The following is a 14,867-nucleotide window of genomic DNA, read 5'->3' on the forward strand; positions in this document are numbered from 1 at the left end:
GTTATGAATTTTCGCGAGTTTTTGAAGATTCTCGATGAGAGGGGCCTTCTCGTAAAAATAAAGAAACCTGTCGATGTGCGGTTGGAGACTTCCACGTTGATGAAAATGCTGGATGGGCGCCCGCTTCTCTTCGAAAATGTGAAAGGTTATGAGATGAGAATCGCAGCGAACGTTTTCTCAACCAGAGAGCTTGTGGCGGTAGGTCTTGGTGTGAAGAGAGAAGATCTGATTACGGTTGTTAGTCGCGCGATTGATAATCCGCGACCGGTTACATCGGAGCCCTTCAAAGGTTATGAAGAAATTCCAGCGGATCTCTCAAAAATTCCGATTCTTTTTCATTATCCGTTTGATGGTGGACCATACATAAGTGCTGGCATAGTTGTGGCCAGACATCCGGAACTCGGCGTCAACATGTCATACCACAGGATGATGGTTATTGACAAGGACAAAGTTGTGATGAGAATTCTTCCTAGAGACTTCAACGAGTTTCTGAAGAGGGGAGTTAAGGAATTTGTGATATGCATTGGAAACCAACCGGCGGTTGCTCTCGCAGCAGCGATTTCTGTAGAGCTCGGGAAGAGCGAGTTGGACATAGCAAATGCTCTGGCACCCGTCAGAGTTTTCGAGCTGAATGGCCATCTTGTGCCCGAGGCCGAGATTGTGATGATCGCGGAGATGACGGAGGAAGAGCATGACGAGGGACCTTTCCTAGATCTCACGGAAACTCCAGACATTGTAAGAAAGCAGAGAGTTGCGCGCATAAAGAAAATCTTTCTGAAAAAAGGAGAGAGCGTTTATCACGCCCTACTTCCAGGAGGTCTTGAGCACAAGGTGTTGATGGGAATGCCAAGGGAACCGACGATATTTAGAGAGGTTAACAAAGTCTGTGAGTGTAAGGATGTTCTAATAACCCCTGGCGGATGTTCTTGGCTTCATGCTGTCGTAAGCATAAAGAAGAAAGCACCAGATGACGGGAAGAAGGCGATCGAAGCAGCCTTCCGTGGCCATAAATCTCTGAAACATGTTTGGGTCGTGGATGATGATATCGATATCCACGATCCGCATCAGGTTGAATGGGCGATGGCAACACGTTTTCAGGGCGACAGGGATATCGTGATGAAAAAGGAAAAGGGGTCTTCGCTGGACCCATCGGCTGATCCGCATACGTATATGACAACGAAGGTTGGATTTGACCTGACGATTCCTTGGGATAAGGATCCCAAAAGTTTCCAAAAGCCACCACTACCGATCAAACTAGATCCGAAAGATTATCTATGAATTTAGCCCTTCCAGAGGCCGATGGCGAGGCCGATTATAAAAGATATCGAAGTGTAGGGGAGGAGATTCTTCAACGTTTCGGTCTGACTAGAAATTTTTGGTAGATATTTCGTGGCTTTTTCGTAAAGACTTTCTACGGAAAGTGAGATGTAGCCGGTGAAAGCAAGAATAGCGATCAGTGCGATGACGAGAAGCAGAACGCTGATTGTACGTTTTATTATCGCGCCGATGAGAAGTCCGATAACAAAAGGTATCACGACGGGAATTAACCAAGCGATTTCTGGGGGAACCGACATCGTAATGAATCATTTTTTCGTGTTTTTATATTTTCCGTGTGCGAAGGTTAGGTGTCTCCGTTTCGACGAATTTTTTAGGTAATTGGAGGATATTGTTTTGAATGTATTTAACGAAGGAACAGGAGCGCATTCTTGAGGGCGAAGAGGGCGAAATTCCGCGGAGAATGATGAGACTTCTGGTTAGGTTAGGTGAGGTTTATGGTGCGGACAGGCTGATTCCAATCACCTCCGTTCAGATCGCTGGAGTCTCTTACAAATCGATAGGAGATCCGGGTCTCGAGTTTTTGGAGAGCATAGCTGGAACCGGCGTCAAGGTGAGAGTTCCATCCACTCTGAATCCGCCAGGAATGGATCTCTTAGACTGGAGAGAGCTCGGATTTCCTGAAGACTTTGCCGAAAAACAGCTCAGGATAATCGAAGCCTTCAGGCGAATGGGGGTGATGATGACGGCGACCTGTACGCCGTATTTAGTTGGCAACCTGCCAAGGTTTGGAGAACACATCGCCTGGTCGGAGTCTTCAGCCGTTTCATTTGCAAACTCGGTTCTTGGTGCTAGAACTAATAGAGAAGGTGGACCTTCGGCTCTTGCGGCTGCGATATGTGGTGTTACTCCAAACTACGGTTTACATTTGGATGAGAATCGGCATCCGACATTGGCTGTTGATGTGAAGGTAAATCTCGAAGACATAGCGGATTTTGGGGCGCTTGGATACTATGTCGGTAAAATCGTGAAGGATGGAATTCCCTACTTTCGCGGCATCCGGCAAGCAAATGTTGATGAGTTGAAAGCTCTTGGGGCAGCCATGGCGGCATCCGGCGCGGTTGCGCTCTATCATATAGAGGGAATAACCCCAGAAGCCGATCGTGTGAAGAAGGATGGTCTAGAAAAAATAGAAGTTGGAGAACAGGAACTCCGGAAGGCCTATGAGGCTTTAAATAGCGGAGATTCGCCAGATATCGTCATTCTAGGATGCCCGCATGCCTCTCTGATGGAAATAGCGAGAGTTGCGGAGATGTTAAAAGGCAGGAAGCTTCGAAAATCTCTCTGGATATGCACGTCCAGAGCCACAAAGGACATGGCAACGAGAATGGGTTATACGGAGATCATCGAAAGGGCTGGAGGAAAGGTAGTTGCTGATACTTGTGCGGTTGTTGCCCCCATCGAGCGTATGGGATTCCAGACGACGGCTGTGAATTCTGGCAAGGCGGCAAACTATCTGCCAGGCTTCTGCAAACAAAAAGTTATCTTCAGAAAAACCGACGAGCTTGTTGAGATGATTTCAGGGTGATAATGTCATGATACTACGTGGAAGATGTGTGAATCCTGGAAAAGCAGAAGGCGAAGCTCTTGTTTCTCGCGAGCCGCTCAGCTTTTACGGAGGAGTTGATCCGAAGACAGGGATAGTTATAGAAAAGGGGCACGAGCTGGAAGGAAAATGTGTGAAGGGAAAAATTCTCGTTTTTCCGAACGGAAAGGGCTCTACAGTCGGATCTTATGTGATATACGCATTGAAGTCAAATGGCGTTGCTCCCGCCGCCATTCTGAATAAGGAAACGGAAACGATCGTTGCTACTGGAGTTATACTGGCGGACATCCCCTGCGTAGACAGGATAGATGTGAGTATGATAAAAACCGGGGACAAAGTCGTTGTAGACGCGGACAAAGGTCTCGTCATGGTTGGTGAGGAACATGGCGGTGAGAAGACCTGAGGATGTTCTGAAGGGGAGGAAGCATCTTTTGGAGGAGGCAGCTAAAGATCTTGGGGCTGATCAGCTCGAGAGGGTTCGCCAGCTTCTCGAGAGATGGGATGAGAAGGCAAGGCTTGAGCTCTTTGTCATGCTCGGTGAGGAAAGGGCTAAAAAACTTTTGAGGGATTTGGGAATTCTGTAAGTTTTAGGCTGAGCACTTTTTGGTGCATTGCTTCTAATATCGCTTCTCTCCTTCTCTGCTCTGTTTGTAATTCTGTCCTCGGTGAGAACGGTTTCCGCATCTCCGGACCTACATGCTCCGATATACATAGTTGGGAATGAAAACTTCACGCCTACAAACGGCGTTCGCGGGGGTTCTGGAACCGAGACAGATCCTTACATAATCGAGAACTGGGAAATCAATGCTTCCACGGCAGGCGGGATCTACATTAAAAACACCGCCGCGTATTTCGTGATCAGAAATGTGTTGGTTGAGAATGGAGGGCATTCAGTTTCTGTTACAAACATTACCCCTAACATCTGCAACGATAACTTGGGTTACCGATGATGACTCAACAACCGCTGTCGAATACGGACCAACAACGGCATACGGATACACGGCTACGGATGGTATGACAACCAACCATCGGGTAAAGCTCTCCAACCTTTCACCTGGAACAATCTACCACTTCCGCGTCCTTTCAACCGACAGCGAAAACAACCTTGAGATATCAAGGGACTTCACCTTCATGACGGCCGCGCCTCAACCAGAGGCCAAGCCAAGGACGGAGATTCTGATAGCTGTGATCGTCGTCATCAAAATGATCATCCTAATCCTTCTCAAGTACAGAAAAAGGTAATCATTCGCAAAGAGATTTATTTATTGCACCATGATACTCTCTACGGAGGGCCCGTGGTCTAGTGGTTATGACGGCAGTCTCACACACTGCAGGTCGTGGGTTCGAATCCCACCGGGCCCACCATTCTCCAAATTGTTTTTAATCGAATCGGATCACCGGGTATAGTACTTCGCGTTTTCGGTAAAGGTCGGGTTCGGGACATCTCCCGGGAAGACCTCAAGTTTGATTCTCTCATTGTCTATCATCTTTACAAGCAGTGTGTATTGAACTACGAACTCCTGTGACACGAACCACCTGTCAGGATAGAGCTCGGCCAGCCGCTCCACACCCTCCAGCGTTTCCATCAACTTGTATACAACTTCTCCGGAGTTGACGTCTATTTCTCTGAAGTCTGGACCGTTCCCCTTCACTCGGAAAAGTCCACCATATGGCGGAAGAGCCTCCGCGCTCAAACTCACCGCGAGATATCTGGGGTCGAGAAGATCATAGACAAAGGCAACAAATTTCTTCCATCCGTCGTTATCGCAAGTGGTTAGTGTGTTTTCGAGGATCCAGTTACCGACTAGCTTTCCCGGTTCATCAAAGTCATGCTGTCCTCCTCTCGGTTCGATCTCCCTTAGCGTCAGGTTCAGCAGTCTCGACCTAAGGGGCTCCTTGAAATAATCAAGTGGGCACACGGCGGAAGCTATTTCTGGGCAGTACTTTTCAGGGTGAATGAAGTGTTTTACGGTTCTATCGTATGCCCCGAAGTCGAACCTCAGCCATGGTATCCCGATCGGATCTCCGGCTTTAACGGGGATGTAAACGGAGTTAGACCCATAATGCAGTTCTCCTACATTCTCCAGGATATTGGAAGAGAGAATCCTTATGTGGTAGAATTTACTCCTGAAAGTGTTCGTGTGGGATATCTCCACGGAATAATCGTCTTGTGCGCTCATGCATATCCTTGTGATTACCCCACCTGTAGGGGCAACTACTTGACAGGGACTGCGGATGGTCCAATAAGTGTGCTCTGTAGGAATGGGATGTGCTCCCGGAATATCTTTTCTGTAGAAAATATGTCCTAGGGGAGTTATGTCTTCCAGCAGATTTTCATCTACGGGACACACCTCGTAGACAACTGATCCTTCTCCGAGTTCAGGGTAATTTCCCCACCACCACTCCCAATGGTCAAAAATGTTTCTATTGTTTTCTTTTCCAGTTTCTTCAAAGATCTTGTTTAGCAGGGACGAAATTCCAGCCCCGGCAATAATTATAAAAAAAGCCAGAATGACTGCGAGTTTCAGTTTTTTATGCCCCATGACTCCCAGAAAATAATTAACATTCAGGATTTATTAATTCTATAAAAACTCGTGTAGAATTGCTTTTATCCCGCCTGAAAAAAATTTATCTCGATGGAAGACTTGTTGCGGAAGAGAATAACATCTGTGATTAAAAAACTATACGAGCGTGGTCTGATTTCCGCCAGAAGCGGAAACGTGAGTTGCAGGCTCAATGCCAGCACGATGTTGATAACACCCTCCGGAACCGTTGAGGACAAAATGAAACCATCAGGAATCGTGAAAATGGGACTTGACGGGAGAGTCCTCCAAGGAAGAATCCCATCCATAGAATGGATGATGCACGCGGAGGTTTATAGAAGAAACAAGCAGGTTGGAGCGATAATTCATTCTCATCCGCCGATTACGATTGGTCTTTCCTTGTCTGGAGAATTCAAAGTTGTTACCGAGGAATGTAAAATGCTCGTAGGTTATGATATTCCAATGGTTCGCGCTCCCCCGGGCTCTGAGGAACTCGCAAGGGCTGTTGCTTCAGAATCCTCGAAGAAAGTCGTAATACTTCTAGGTCACGGGTTGGTTGCGTTTGGCAGAGATCTCGAGGAGGCCGAAATTTTAACAGAGGCTGTGGAGGAAAACGCAAAGGTTGTTCTGGTTTATATCGTTTCCAGGATCAATCCTGACGGATCCTCGTAAGAGAGAACATTCTTTCTATCGCTCTTCTAGCTCTCTCAGCAGTTTTTTCCGGGACTTTTATCTCATATTTTTCATCTCTTAGACTTATGTAGAGTTTTTCTAACGTATGCTTTTTCATCTGTTGACAGATTGCATCGGGGCAGGCAGGGATGAACTTCTTATCTGGATTCTCCTTTTTCAGTCGATGGAGAAGCCCGATTTCTGTTGCTATGATAAAGGTTCTCGCGTTAGATTCGCGAGCTCTCTTTATCATCTGGCTCGTGCTGCAAACATGTGTGGCTATTTGCTGGATTTCTGGGTCGCACTCTGGATGGGCCAAAATTTCTGCATCCGGATATTTTTGTTTTAGAAGAAGGATGTCTTCAACTTTGAACATTCTGTGGACATAACAGTATCCATCATATGGAACCGGGATAACTGTTTTCTTGGTTTTCTGTTGGGTGAACCAGGCGAGATTTCTGTCTGGACCAAACAGAACGACATCTTCATCGAGCGAGTTAATGACTGAGGGAGCGTTGGCCGATGTACAGATCACATCAGCTTCCGCTTTAGCTTCTGCTGTCGTGTTTACGTAAAGCACAACTGGAACTCCGGGGTGCTCCTTCTTTTTTTCGAGTAAAACGCGTAGGGGAAGTTGTGCGGCGAGAGGACATGAGGCCTCCACATCTGGGATAAGGACTTTTTTTTCTGGATTGAGAATAGATGCAGTTTCGGCCATGAAGTCCACACCACAGAAAACAACTAGATTTTTATCGATCTTCGTGCACGCAAGTGCGAGTTCTAGCGAATCTCCAACGAAGTCCGCCAAATCTTGGATTTCCGGGATCTGATAATTGTGTGCTAAAATGACAGCTTTTTTCTTTTCCTTGAGTTCTACGATTTTTTCAACGATTTCATCTACTTTCCTCATCATGTTCACCAAGTCCCGAACATGAAATCTTGATACTCGACATATCTTTTGTAAAGGCGGGATCTCCTCCTTTTAACGTAAATTCCGGCGAGAACTCCGACGACTATTCCAATTAGATGGGCAAGGTTCGCGACCGAACTTTGCGGAAGAGTAAGAGCCATGAGGGCCGAGAGAATTCCAAAGCCCGTGATGAACATCCAGAGGCGCATCGGAATGAAGAAAAAAAGGAGGACCGGGAGTCTAGGCATGATAACCGCTAGGGTTCCGAGTAGTCCAAGAATCGCTCCGCTGGCCCCGAGGACGATGACGTCTGGAGGGCTAACTGAAAGCTGAGCGAGTGCGGCAATTACGCCTGAGAGGAAAAAGATAGCGAGAAAGTTTGCCTTTCCTATTTTCATCTCTAGCATCGGGGAGAAGGAAATGAAGACGATAATGTTCACAAGCAGGTGGAGAATCCCCCCGTGTGCGAATATCGATGTGATGAGAGTCCACGGTCTCTCAGCCAGAGTTCTTCTTGATGGGCACAAATAGTAAAGAAAAGAATTCCTGTCTCCAGAAATAAAGTAGTTTTCGCCAAGACTGACTTCTGCAACGATCTGAAGGATGAAAACTCCAATTATTGCTGCGGTCAAGATATAAGTGGCAATGGGTCTTTCCAATCTGCGGAAGACGAAGCGCACAGTTGATGGCTCGTATTCGACGTATCCAAATTCTATGCTCATCTATGAAAATGCAGATATCATTGGATTTAAATCACACTCCTCGAAAAACTTAAAGTCATGTGACGAAAAAAGAGAGAATAGGGGCCGGTAGCTCAGCCTGGTATGAGCACTCGCTTGGCATGCGAGGGGTCGCGGGTTCAAATCCCGCCCGGTCCACCAATTCTATTTTTTGTTGAATAAGAGGTGTTTAAATACCCCTAAAGGGATTGGTTTTGGTGCAAACGTGGATGAAAGTGGTAGTAATGTGCTGAGCACCTTTTTTGGTACATTGCTTTTAATATCGCTTCTCGCCTTCTCTGTTTCGTTTGTGTTTCTGTTTTCTGCGAGAACGGTTTCCGCATCGCCTGACTCTCACGCTCCGATATACATAGTTGGGAATGAAAACTTCACGCCTGCAAACGGTGTTCGCTCGGGTTCTGGAACCGAAACAGATCCTTACATAATCGAGAACTGGGAAATCGATGCTTCCACGGGACACGGGATCCACATTAAAAACACCACTGCATATTTCGTAATCAGAAATGTGTTGGTTGAGAACGGGAGCGGTGCTTACTATGGGATTTATCTAGAAAACGTGGTTAACGGCAGGCTCAGTAATAACATCGTGGGGAACAACGAGTGCGGTATTTATCTATACTCCTCAGACAATAACACTCTCTCGGGGAACGTCGTTGAGAACAACGAGACCGGTATTTACCTTGACAATTCCAACAGCAACTTTCTCTTCGGCAACATCTTGGCGAACAACGGCACCGGCATCTTGCTCATTTATTCAGAAAATAATACTCTATCGGGAAACAATTTGGAGAACAACGAGTACTACGGTGTTGATCTATACTACTCCGACAACAACACAATCTCCGGGAACAACATAGAAAGGTCATGGGACACGGGAATATGCATTGATGAGTCATCCGAAAACAACTATTTGAGCAACAATCAGATTAGACAATCTGATTATGGTTTTTATTTTTACTACTCCGGGAACAACTTTTTAGAAAATAATCTGGTTGAAAACTCTTCATACTCGGCGATATGGATAGATCACTCCGAAAATATAAAAATGCGGAAAAATGTGATGAAATTAGGACCCAGCCTCGTTATACAGGGCGGGTACCTCTTCCATTTCCTTCACGATATCGACAACTCAAATCTCGCGAACGGAAAGCCAATCCTCTATTTGACAGGGAAGGAGAACAACCTCGTGATCAACCAGGACAACAAAGTGGGATGGCTCGGTCTGGTGAACTCCGAGAACATGCGGGTTGAAAACATTGTCGTTGAGTCCATTCTGCTAGCTTTTACGTCAAAAAGCAAAATCGAGAACGTAATGGTTGAAAATGGATACTATGCAATCGAACTTTTCAAATCTTCCAACAATAGAATTCTGAGATCTTACATTGCTAGGGGTTTATATGGCATCTATTTACAAAACTCTCCCAACAATTTGATCTCTAGCTGCGAACTGGAAAGATCTTACTATAGTGTATGTGTCACTTATTCCGATAACATCGAAATCTCAAACAACATCGTGAGAATTGCGAGCCTTGGCATATATCTCTATCAGTGCGACAATATGGTTATCGCGGGAAACACGATTCGAGACATCGAAAATTTTGCGGGAGTTGAGAGCTTTAAACTCACTAATAGCAGGATTTCAAATAACAGCTTTATCAACGTTTCTGCTCAGTATGTGATTGTCAGTTACGGCTATTCTGAAAATATTTCTATTACCGGAAATATTATCGGAGGAGGAGGCAATTATTATGGGATATACACCGAACATTGGAATGAAGCGTTTATCTGTGGGAATACTATCGAGAACAACGTGGTCGCGGGCATATATCTCCATAGCCCTGAAAATTGCACAATTGAGAACAATATCTTAAGAAACAACCCAACTGGTATTTCTCTCTCCTACAATGCGAAAAGCAACAAAATTTCTGGGAACTGGCTGGAAAACAACAATAACTCCTCTCTCAGTATAACGAGTTATTCGGATAACAACAGGATAGTAAATAACACGATTAAGAAAAGTTCAGAGATGCGCATTAATTGGTCTAATTTCATCACGGTGGAAAATAATACAGTAGAAGACAGTTCCGGCTTCGCGTATTTATACTCATCCGACAACAATCTCATCTCAAACAATAAAATAACGAATGTTATTAGCGGGATAACCATGAGCACTTCTTGCGAGTACAATAGAATAGAAAACAACTTTATTACTAAAGTAGCTACTAGCGGGGTCTTGCTAATGAGCACTAATTGTCAGTGGAACAAGATCTCTGGAAATAAGATTGAAAATTCCAATTGGGGCATAGAGGTAAGTTATAAAAATAACGAAATCTTTTCGAACGTGGTGAAGTTTTCAAGTAAAGGAATTTATGTCTATGGACAGTCGGATAATACCACAATCTTCGGAAACATTTTGGAGAATAATGAGGAGGGCATCCGCGTATCTAACTCAAAGGCAGAAATCACGGGGAACGATTTAAAGGGAAACACTTATGGAATTTACCTAGCGACAAAAACAACCACTGTCTTGCATAATACGATAGTGGATGGCAATTATGGAATTTATTCATACTACTCCGAAAACATTCTGATCGAAAACAACGTAATAGAGAGAAATTTGCTCGCAGGCATCTATTTTGATAGTTCAAAGAGCAATTTGATCGAAAACACCAAGATAGAAGGAAACGTTCAGTACGGCATATATCTTTTCTACTCGGATAACAACAGAATTCTAAACAACGATATCTTGAGCAGTTATCAAGGAATGTATCTATATCAGTCTAAGGACGCTGTGATCTCCGGTAACAGAGTGGAAAATAATGAGCAGGGAATATATCTTATGTACTCGAGTAAGGACAACATTCTAAACAATACTATACGTAGCAATAAATTTGGCGTTCTAATCGTCTGGGCTTCGTTAAATAATATAGTTGAGAACAACGAGGTCGATAGCAACCGGACCGGTGTGTATCTGTTTGGATCAAAATCTAACATCCTCCGCAGCAACAAAATCCTGTGGAGCACGGACACCGGGATAGGCGTTTACAATAATGCGGAGCTTAACAGGCTGGAAAACAATACCTGCGAGAACAACGCATTTGGGATTCGCTTGGACACGGCGAAAAAAACCATTTTGAGAGGCAACAAACTCGAGAATAACGTTTGGTATGGGTTGTTCGTCAGCGGCTACCAGATGGACTACTACGACCACGATATCGACAACTCGAACGAACTCAACGGAAAACCGATTCTCTATCTGGTGGGAGAAAACAACATAGTGATTAACCAAGACAACGATCCGGGCTTTCTAGGTCTCGTAGGTCTGGAGAATGTGAGGGCGGAAAATCTACAACCGGAATCTATTCTTCTCGTATTTACCGAAAACGTTTTGCTTAGAAATCATGCCGCACGCAGTCTCATTATGTGTTTTTCTGAAAACTGTAGACTAGAAAATAGCATCTCCGAGAACGGCATGTTTGGCATTTTAATTTGGTGGTCTAGAAATCTAACACTCCGAGCGAACCAAGCAAGAAACTGTCTCTATAATTTTGGCGTCGAAGGATGGGAGCTTCCTCATTACCTACATGATATTGATAACTCGAACTCGGTAAACGGGAAACCGGTCATCTATCTGATAAACGAAAACAACATCACGATTGAGCAGGGCGATCAGCCGGGTTACTTGGGCCTCATTAATCTGAGCAGCGCGAAGGTTAAAGATGTCAAATTTGAGAAAAACTGTCAGGGAATTCTGCTTTTCAGCGTAGAGAACATAGAAATCGAGAATGTCGATCTCAAAGCCAACTGGTTAGGTCTGGAGGCCAGCTTTTTGAAAGGTGGCGAGGTTAGCAACAACAGGATCGAAAATAACCTTGAAGGTTGCGTAATCCGGGATTCGAATAGCAATCTTTTCCATTCGAACATAGTGAGGAATAACCAAGAAGATGGTTTTTTGGTGAAAACTTCGGAAAACATTGTTTTCAGCGGAAACTTCGTTGAGAACAGCAATTATGGTATTAATGCATCCGAAACGGACAACATTATCATCACCGGGAACACAATAGAGCACACCTCAGAGTTTGGAATATACCTCGATATGATTTTAGGTGGCAGCGTGACTTTCAACAATTTGCGGAACAATCAAACCGGAATTAGAGTTGACAGCGGCAGTCGATTGGTTATTTCCTACAACGTTATTGAGAACAGCTCGGATCGAGATATCATATTTAATGGAGAAAATTCTGTTTTCGAGGCAAACGTCTACACAACAGCAGACGGCATTCCTCACATACATTCAGTTTCTGTTACGAACATCACGCAGACATCTGCAACGATAACTTGGGTTACTGATGAGGACTCAACAACCGTTGTAGAATACGGACCAACAACGGCATACGGATACACCGCCACCGATGGTGTGACGAAAAACCATCAGGTGAACCTCTCCAACCTTTCACCTGGAACAATCTACCACTTCCGCGTCCTTTCAACCGACAGTGAAAACAACCTTGAGATATCAAGGGACTTCACCTTCATGACGGCTTCACCTCCACCTCCACCGCCCCCACCGCCTCCTCCACCTGCCCAGATCTCAACATCCATAACGATCGAGCCATTTGCCTTCTCCATTGTCTCAGGAGGTTCTAGAGAGATAACAGCCATTCTGAGGGATAACGGAGGGAACCCGCTTTCCGGAAAGACGATATCGTGGAGCACAACCGCTGGAACAATAACCCAGACGAGCGTGACAGACAACCTTGGGAGGGCAATCGCAACCTTCACGGCTCCTGTTGTCACGCGAGTGGAAAATGTGACTATCACGGCAACATTTGCTGGTGATGCAAGCTATTTGGGGAGTCAGGCAAACGCCCTATGTACGGTTTCTCCAACTCCTCTCATCCCAACAACCTTGAGAATTTCACCGCCAAGTTTCACAGTCAGAGTTGGTGGAAGGACAACACTGACCGCAATCCTCTTGGATAACGCTGGAAATCCGCTCCAAGGGAAGCAGATAGTTTGGAGCACAAATTCCGGTTCGATTGAACCGATGAGCGGTCTCACGGACAACTACGGGAGAATGGAGGTGACGTTTTTCGCACCGTCGGTCAGCGGATCTGTTGAAATCGGAGCTATGTTCGCAGGAGATTCCACACATACTGGAAGCCAAGCTGCATGTGAGGGAACCGTTTCCCCTCTTCAGGCCAGGATAGACATAACTCCTGATGTCATCTACAGAGGTTCCCTGCCACGCTGGATCTTCTGCTACATAGAGATCCCGGAGGAGAATGTGGAAGAGATAGATGTTGGCAGCGTTAGGCTTCAGCAAATTCCTGTTGATCCTAGCGCTCCGACGTCAGTCGGAGATCATGACGGGAACGGAATCCCAGACATTCTTCTAGGATTCAGCTCCCAGGCTCTTGCGCTTCCAGATTCCCCGGGCATTCTGCAACTTTCCGTCATCGGATTCGTTAAAGGACTGGAGTTCAAAGGCACAACCGCTGTCCTTTACACAACCATTTCAGAAAACTTGAAGCCGATGATTTTTATTTTAGAAAACCTCCAGCCCGGCTCCTGGCCGGTTTTCTTGGAAAACATCTCTCTAAACCGGATTGACATCATCCTCGAGAACTATAGGGAAAGAGCCCAGCTCTTTGTTCTAGAACTTTTCAGTCCTCCGGAGGGAATTCCTTCGGCCCCAGGAATAGTCTACAGATATCTCTTGATAACCGTGGAGAACCTGGAGGAGGTAGAAAACGTTTCCCTGACTTTTGCCGTAAGCCGCTCTTGGATTTCCTCCTCAAACATCTCTGAAAATCTGATTTTCCTAAAGAGATTCGACGCATCTGAAAACATATGGGAAAACATACCGATCACGTTGGTCGGAGAAGATGAAAGCTACGTCTACTTCCGTGCAAACTTGCGAGGTTTCTCTCTTTTTGCTATCTCCGGTCTCCCCGCAGCTGCGCCTAAACCAGAGGCCAAGCCAAGGACTGAGATCCTGATAGCTGTGATCGTCGTCATTATCATAATCCTTCTTTTTATCCTAATCTCTCTTAGGAGAAGGCAGTGATGAGAATTCCATATTAACAGAGTTGATGGACGACTCGCAAAACAGTTTTTAACGTTGACTAAATGATGAACTTTGGAGAACTGTATGAAACGAAGGGAAATTATAAAAATCACATCTGAGTCCGGTGTGGAGATTTTGTGCGAAATCCGTTTTGACAAAAATCCGAAGACGGCTGAGGCTCTTATGAGGGCGATACCTTTCGAGACTCGAGCGGAGCTGTGGGGAAAAGAGGTCTATTTTGAGGTACCGTTTCGGATAGCTCTTGAAAATGCAGATGAAACGGTGAATCTGGGTGATGTGGCTTATTGGCCAGATGGTCCCTCTCTCTGTCTGTTCTTCGGACCAACTCCTTTAAGTCCTTCCTCAAAGGTCATCAAGCCCTATAGTCCTGTGAATGTGATAGGTAGAATTATTGGAGATCTGAGAATTCTTGAAAAAGTGAGAGAAGGCGAAAAGCTCGAAGTCGAAAGAGTTCCATAAATCATCATTTTTGCTCGGACACAGCCAGCCAGCTTTCCCAAAGATGGGGGACGGTGTCTAAGGACTTCATTTCCTCTGGGGTAATCCATCTTGCCTCCACATGCTCCCAGTCAATCTTCACCTCTCGATTTCTTACACGAAATCTAAAAGGATGAATTACCCAGATAATCCCGAGTTCCTCGTCCTTAAACTCGTATGGTTCTCCCTCCGCCATCAGTTCGAAATCCTGAATGCCGGTCTCTTCTCGTATTTCTTTTTCGGCAGCTTCTCTAGGGGTTTCTCCCTCTTCGATGTAGCCAGCCACGGCGCCCCATTTACCTTGGTAAGTTCCAACTTTTTCGCTTCTTTTAAGCAAGAGAATCTTGCCCTCGCACTCTACGAAGCATGTTACGACTCGTTTCCTGAGCATACAATAGAATTTGCAAAGAGATTTATTTATCTCATTACGATATTCTCTACGGAGGGCCCGTGGTCTAGTGGTTATGACATCACCCTGACACGGTGAAGGTCGTGGGTTCGAATCCCACCGGGCCCACCATCGTCAAAATTTTCAAAAATTTTACTAGAAAAA

The 14,867-nt window shown here is 45.4% G+C and carries 14 protein-coding genes and 3 tRNA genes; 12 read left to right on the plus strand and 5 right to left on the minus strand.

Annotation, left to right across the window (positions count from 1 at the left end):
• Positions 1–3 precede the first annotated feature (3 nt).
• Complete coding sequence (locus tag QXF64_04150) at positions 4–1,278, plus strand: UbiD family decarboxylase (GenBank protein ID MEM1689675.1); 1,275 nt, start codon at positions 4–6, stop codon at positions 1,276–1,278.
• A 2-nt stretch (positions 1,279–1,280) separates the two neighbouring features.
• Here the strand turns inward: QXF64_04150 and QXF64_04155 are convergent, their stop codons facing one another.
• Positions 1,281–1,574 (minus strand): hypothetical protein, encoded by a 294-nt coding sequence (locus tag QXF64_04155; protein MEM1689676.1) that lies wholly within the window; start codon positions 1,572–1,574, stop codon positions 1,281–1,283.
• A 101-nt stretch (positions 1,575–1,675) separates the two neighbouring features.
• Here QXF64_04155 and QXF64_04160 point away from each other — a divergent pair, with 101 nt between their 5' ends.
• The 6 genes from QXF64_04160 (at position 1,676) to QXF64_04185 (ending at position 4,246) form a co-directional block, all read left to right on the plus strand.
• A complete protein-coding gene (locus QXF64_04160) occupies positions 1,676–2,863 on the plus strand; it encodes an aconitase X catalytic domain-containing protein (GenBank protein MEM1689677.1) in 1,188 nt (395 codons plus the stop codon).
• Between the two features lie 7 nt (positions 2,864–2,870).
• On the plus strand, positions 2,871–3,284 hold the full coding sequence (locus QXF64_04165; GenBank protein ID MEM1689678.1) for a DUF126 domain-containing protein: 414 nt from the start codon (positions 2,871–2,873) through the stop codon (positions 3,282–3,284).
• Complete coding sequence (locus QXF64_04170) at positions 3,265–3,465, plus strand: hypothetical protein (protein ID MEM1689679.1); 201 nt, start codon at positions 3,265–3,267, stop codon at positions 3,463–3,465. Before QXF64_04165 ends, QXF64_04170 begins: the two co-directional genes overlap by 20 nt.
• An 81-nt stretch (positions 3,466–3,546) precedes the next feature.
• The gene (locus tag QXF64_04175) at positions 3,547–3,831 is read left to right on the plus strand and encodes a hypothetical protein (protein ID MEM1689680.1); all 285 of its coding nucleotides are present in this window, start codon (positions 3,547–3,549) and stop codon (positions 3,829–3,831) included.
• A complete protein-coding gene (locus QXF64_04180; GenBank protein ID MEM1689681.1) occupies positions 3,761–4,123 on the plus strand; it encodes a fibronectin type III domain-containing protein in 363 nt (120 codons plus the stop codon). Before QXF64_04175 ends, QXF64_04180 begins: the two co-directional genes overlap by 71 nt.
• 47 nt (positions 4,124–4,170) lie before the next feature.
• A tRNA-Val gene (locus tag QXF64_04185) sits at positions 4,171–4,246 on the plus strand.
• 29 nt (positions 4,247–4,275) lie between these two features.
• Here QXF64_04185 and QXF64_04190 read toward each other — a convergent pair.
• Positions 4,276–5,424 (minus strand): hypothetical protein, encoded by a 1,149-nt coding sequence (locus QXF64_04190; GenBank protein MEM1689682.1) that lies wholly within the window; start codon positions 5,422–5,424, stop codon positions 4,276–4,278.
• A gap of 93 nt (positions 5,425–5,517) precedes the next feature.
• Between QXF64_04190 and QXF64_04195 the strand changes: the two genes are divergently transcribed.
• Positions 5,518–6,096, plus strand: coding sequence for a class II aldolase/adducin family protein (locus QXF64_04195; protein MEM1689683.1), 579 nt, complete (start codon positions 5,518–5,520; stop codon positions 6,094–6,096).
• Here the strand turns inward: QXF64_04195 and nadA are convergent.
• Positions 6,074–7,006 carry a quinolinate synthase NadA gene (nadA, locus tag QXF64_04200; GenBank protein MEM1689684.1) on the minus strand — a complete coding sequence of 311 codons (933 nt, stop codon included), beginning with the start codon at positions 7,004–7,006 and terminating at the stop codon, positions 6,074–6,076. The genes QXF64_04195 and nadA overlap by 23 nt on opposite strands.
• Positions 7,007–7,011: 5 nt before the next feature.
• The gene (locus QXF64_04205; GenBank protein ID MEM1689685.1) at positions 7,012–7,728 is read right to left on the minus strand and encodes a rhomboid family intramembrane serine protease; all 717 of its coding nucleotides are present in this window, start codon (positions 7,726–7,728) and stop codon (positions 7,012–7,014) included.
• An 81-nt stretch (positions 7,729–7,809) separates the two neighbouring features.
• On the opposite strand from QXF64_04205, the gene QXF64_04210 reads away from it, so the two are divergent.
• The 3 genes from QXF64_04210 (at position 7,810) to QXF64_04220 (ending at position 14,296) form a co-directional block, all read left to right on the plus strand.
• A tRNA-Ala gene (locus tag QXF64_04210) sits at positions 7,810–7,887 on the plus strand.
• Between the two features lie 148 nt (positions 7,888–8,035).
• On the plus strand, positions 8,036–13,816 hold the full coding sequence (locus QXF64_04215) for a NosD domain-containing protein (protein ID MEM1689686.1): 5,781 nt from the start codon (positions 8,036–8,038) through the stop codon (positions 13,814–13,816).
• Positions 13,817–13,900: 84 nt separating this feature from the next.
• A complete protein-coding gene (locus QXF64_04220; GenBank protein MEM1689687.1) occupies positions 13,901–14,296 on the plus strand; it encodes a cyclophilin-like fold protein in 396 nt (131 codons plus the stop codon).
• Between the two features lie 4 nt (positions 14,297–14,300).
• Here the strand turns inward: QXF64_04220 and QXF64_04225 are convergent, their stop codons facing one another.
• Complete coding sequence (locus QXF64_04225; protein MEM1689688.1) at positions 14,301–14,705, minus strand: NUDIX pyrophosphatase; 405 nt, start codon at positions 14,703–14,705, stop codon at positions 14,301–14,303.
• Positions 14,706–14,758: 53 nt separating this feature from the next.
• Between QXF64_04225 and QXF64_04230 the strand changes: the two genes are divergently transcribed.
• Positions 14,759–14,834: transfer RNA gene (locus QXF64_04230), tRNA-Val, on the plus strand.
• The last annotated feature ends 33 nt before the right edge of the window (positions 14,835–14,867 follow it).

Source organism: Candidatus Hadarchaeales archaeon (assembly GCA_038823825.1).
Taxonomy (GTDB): domain Archaea; phylum Hadarchaeota; class Hadarchaeia; order Hadarchaeales; family Hadarchaeaceae; genus JAVZGN01.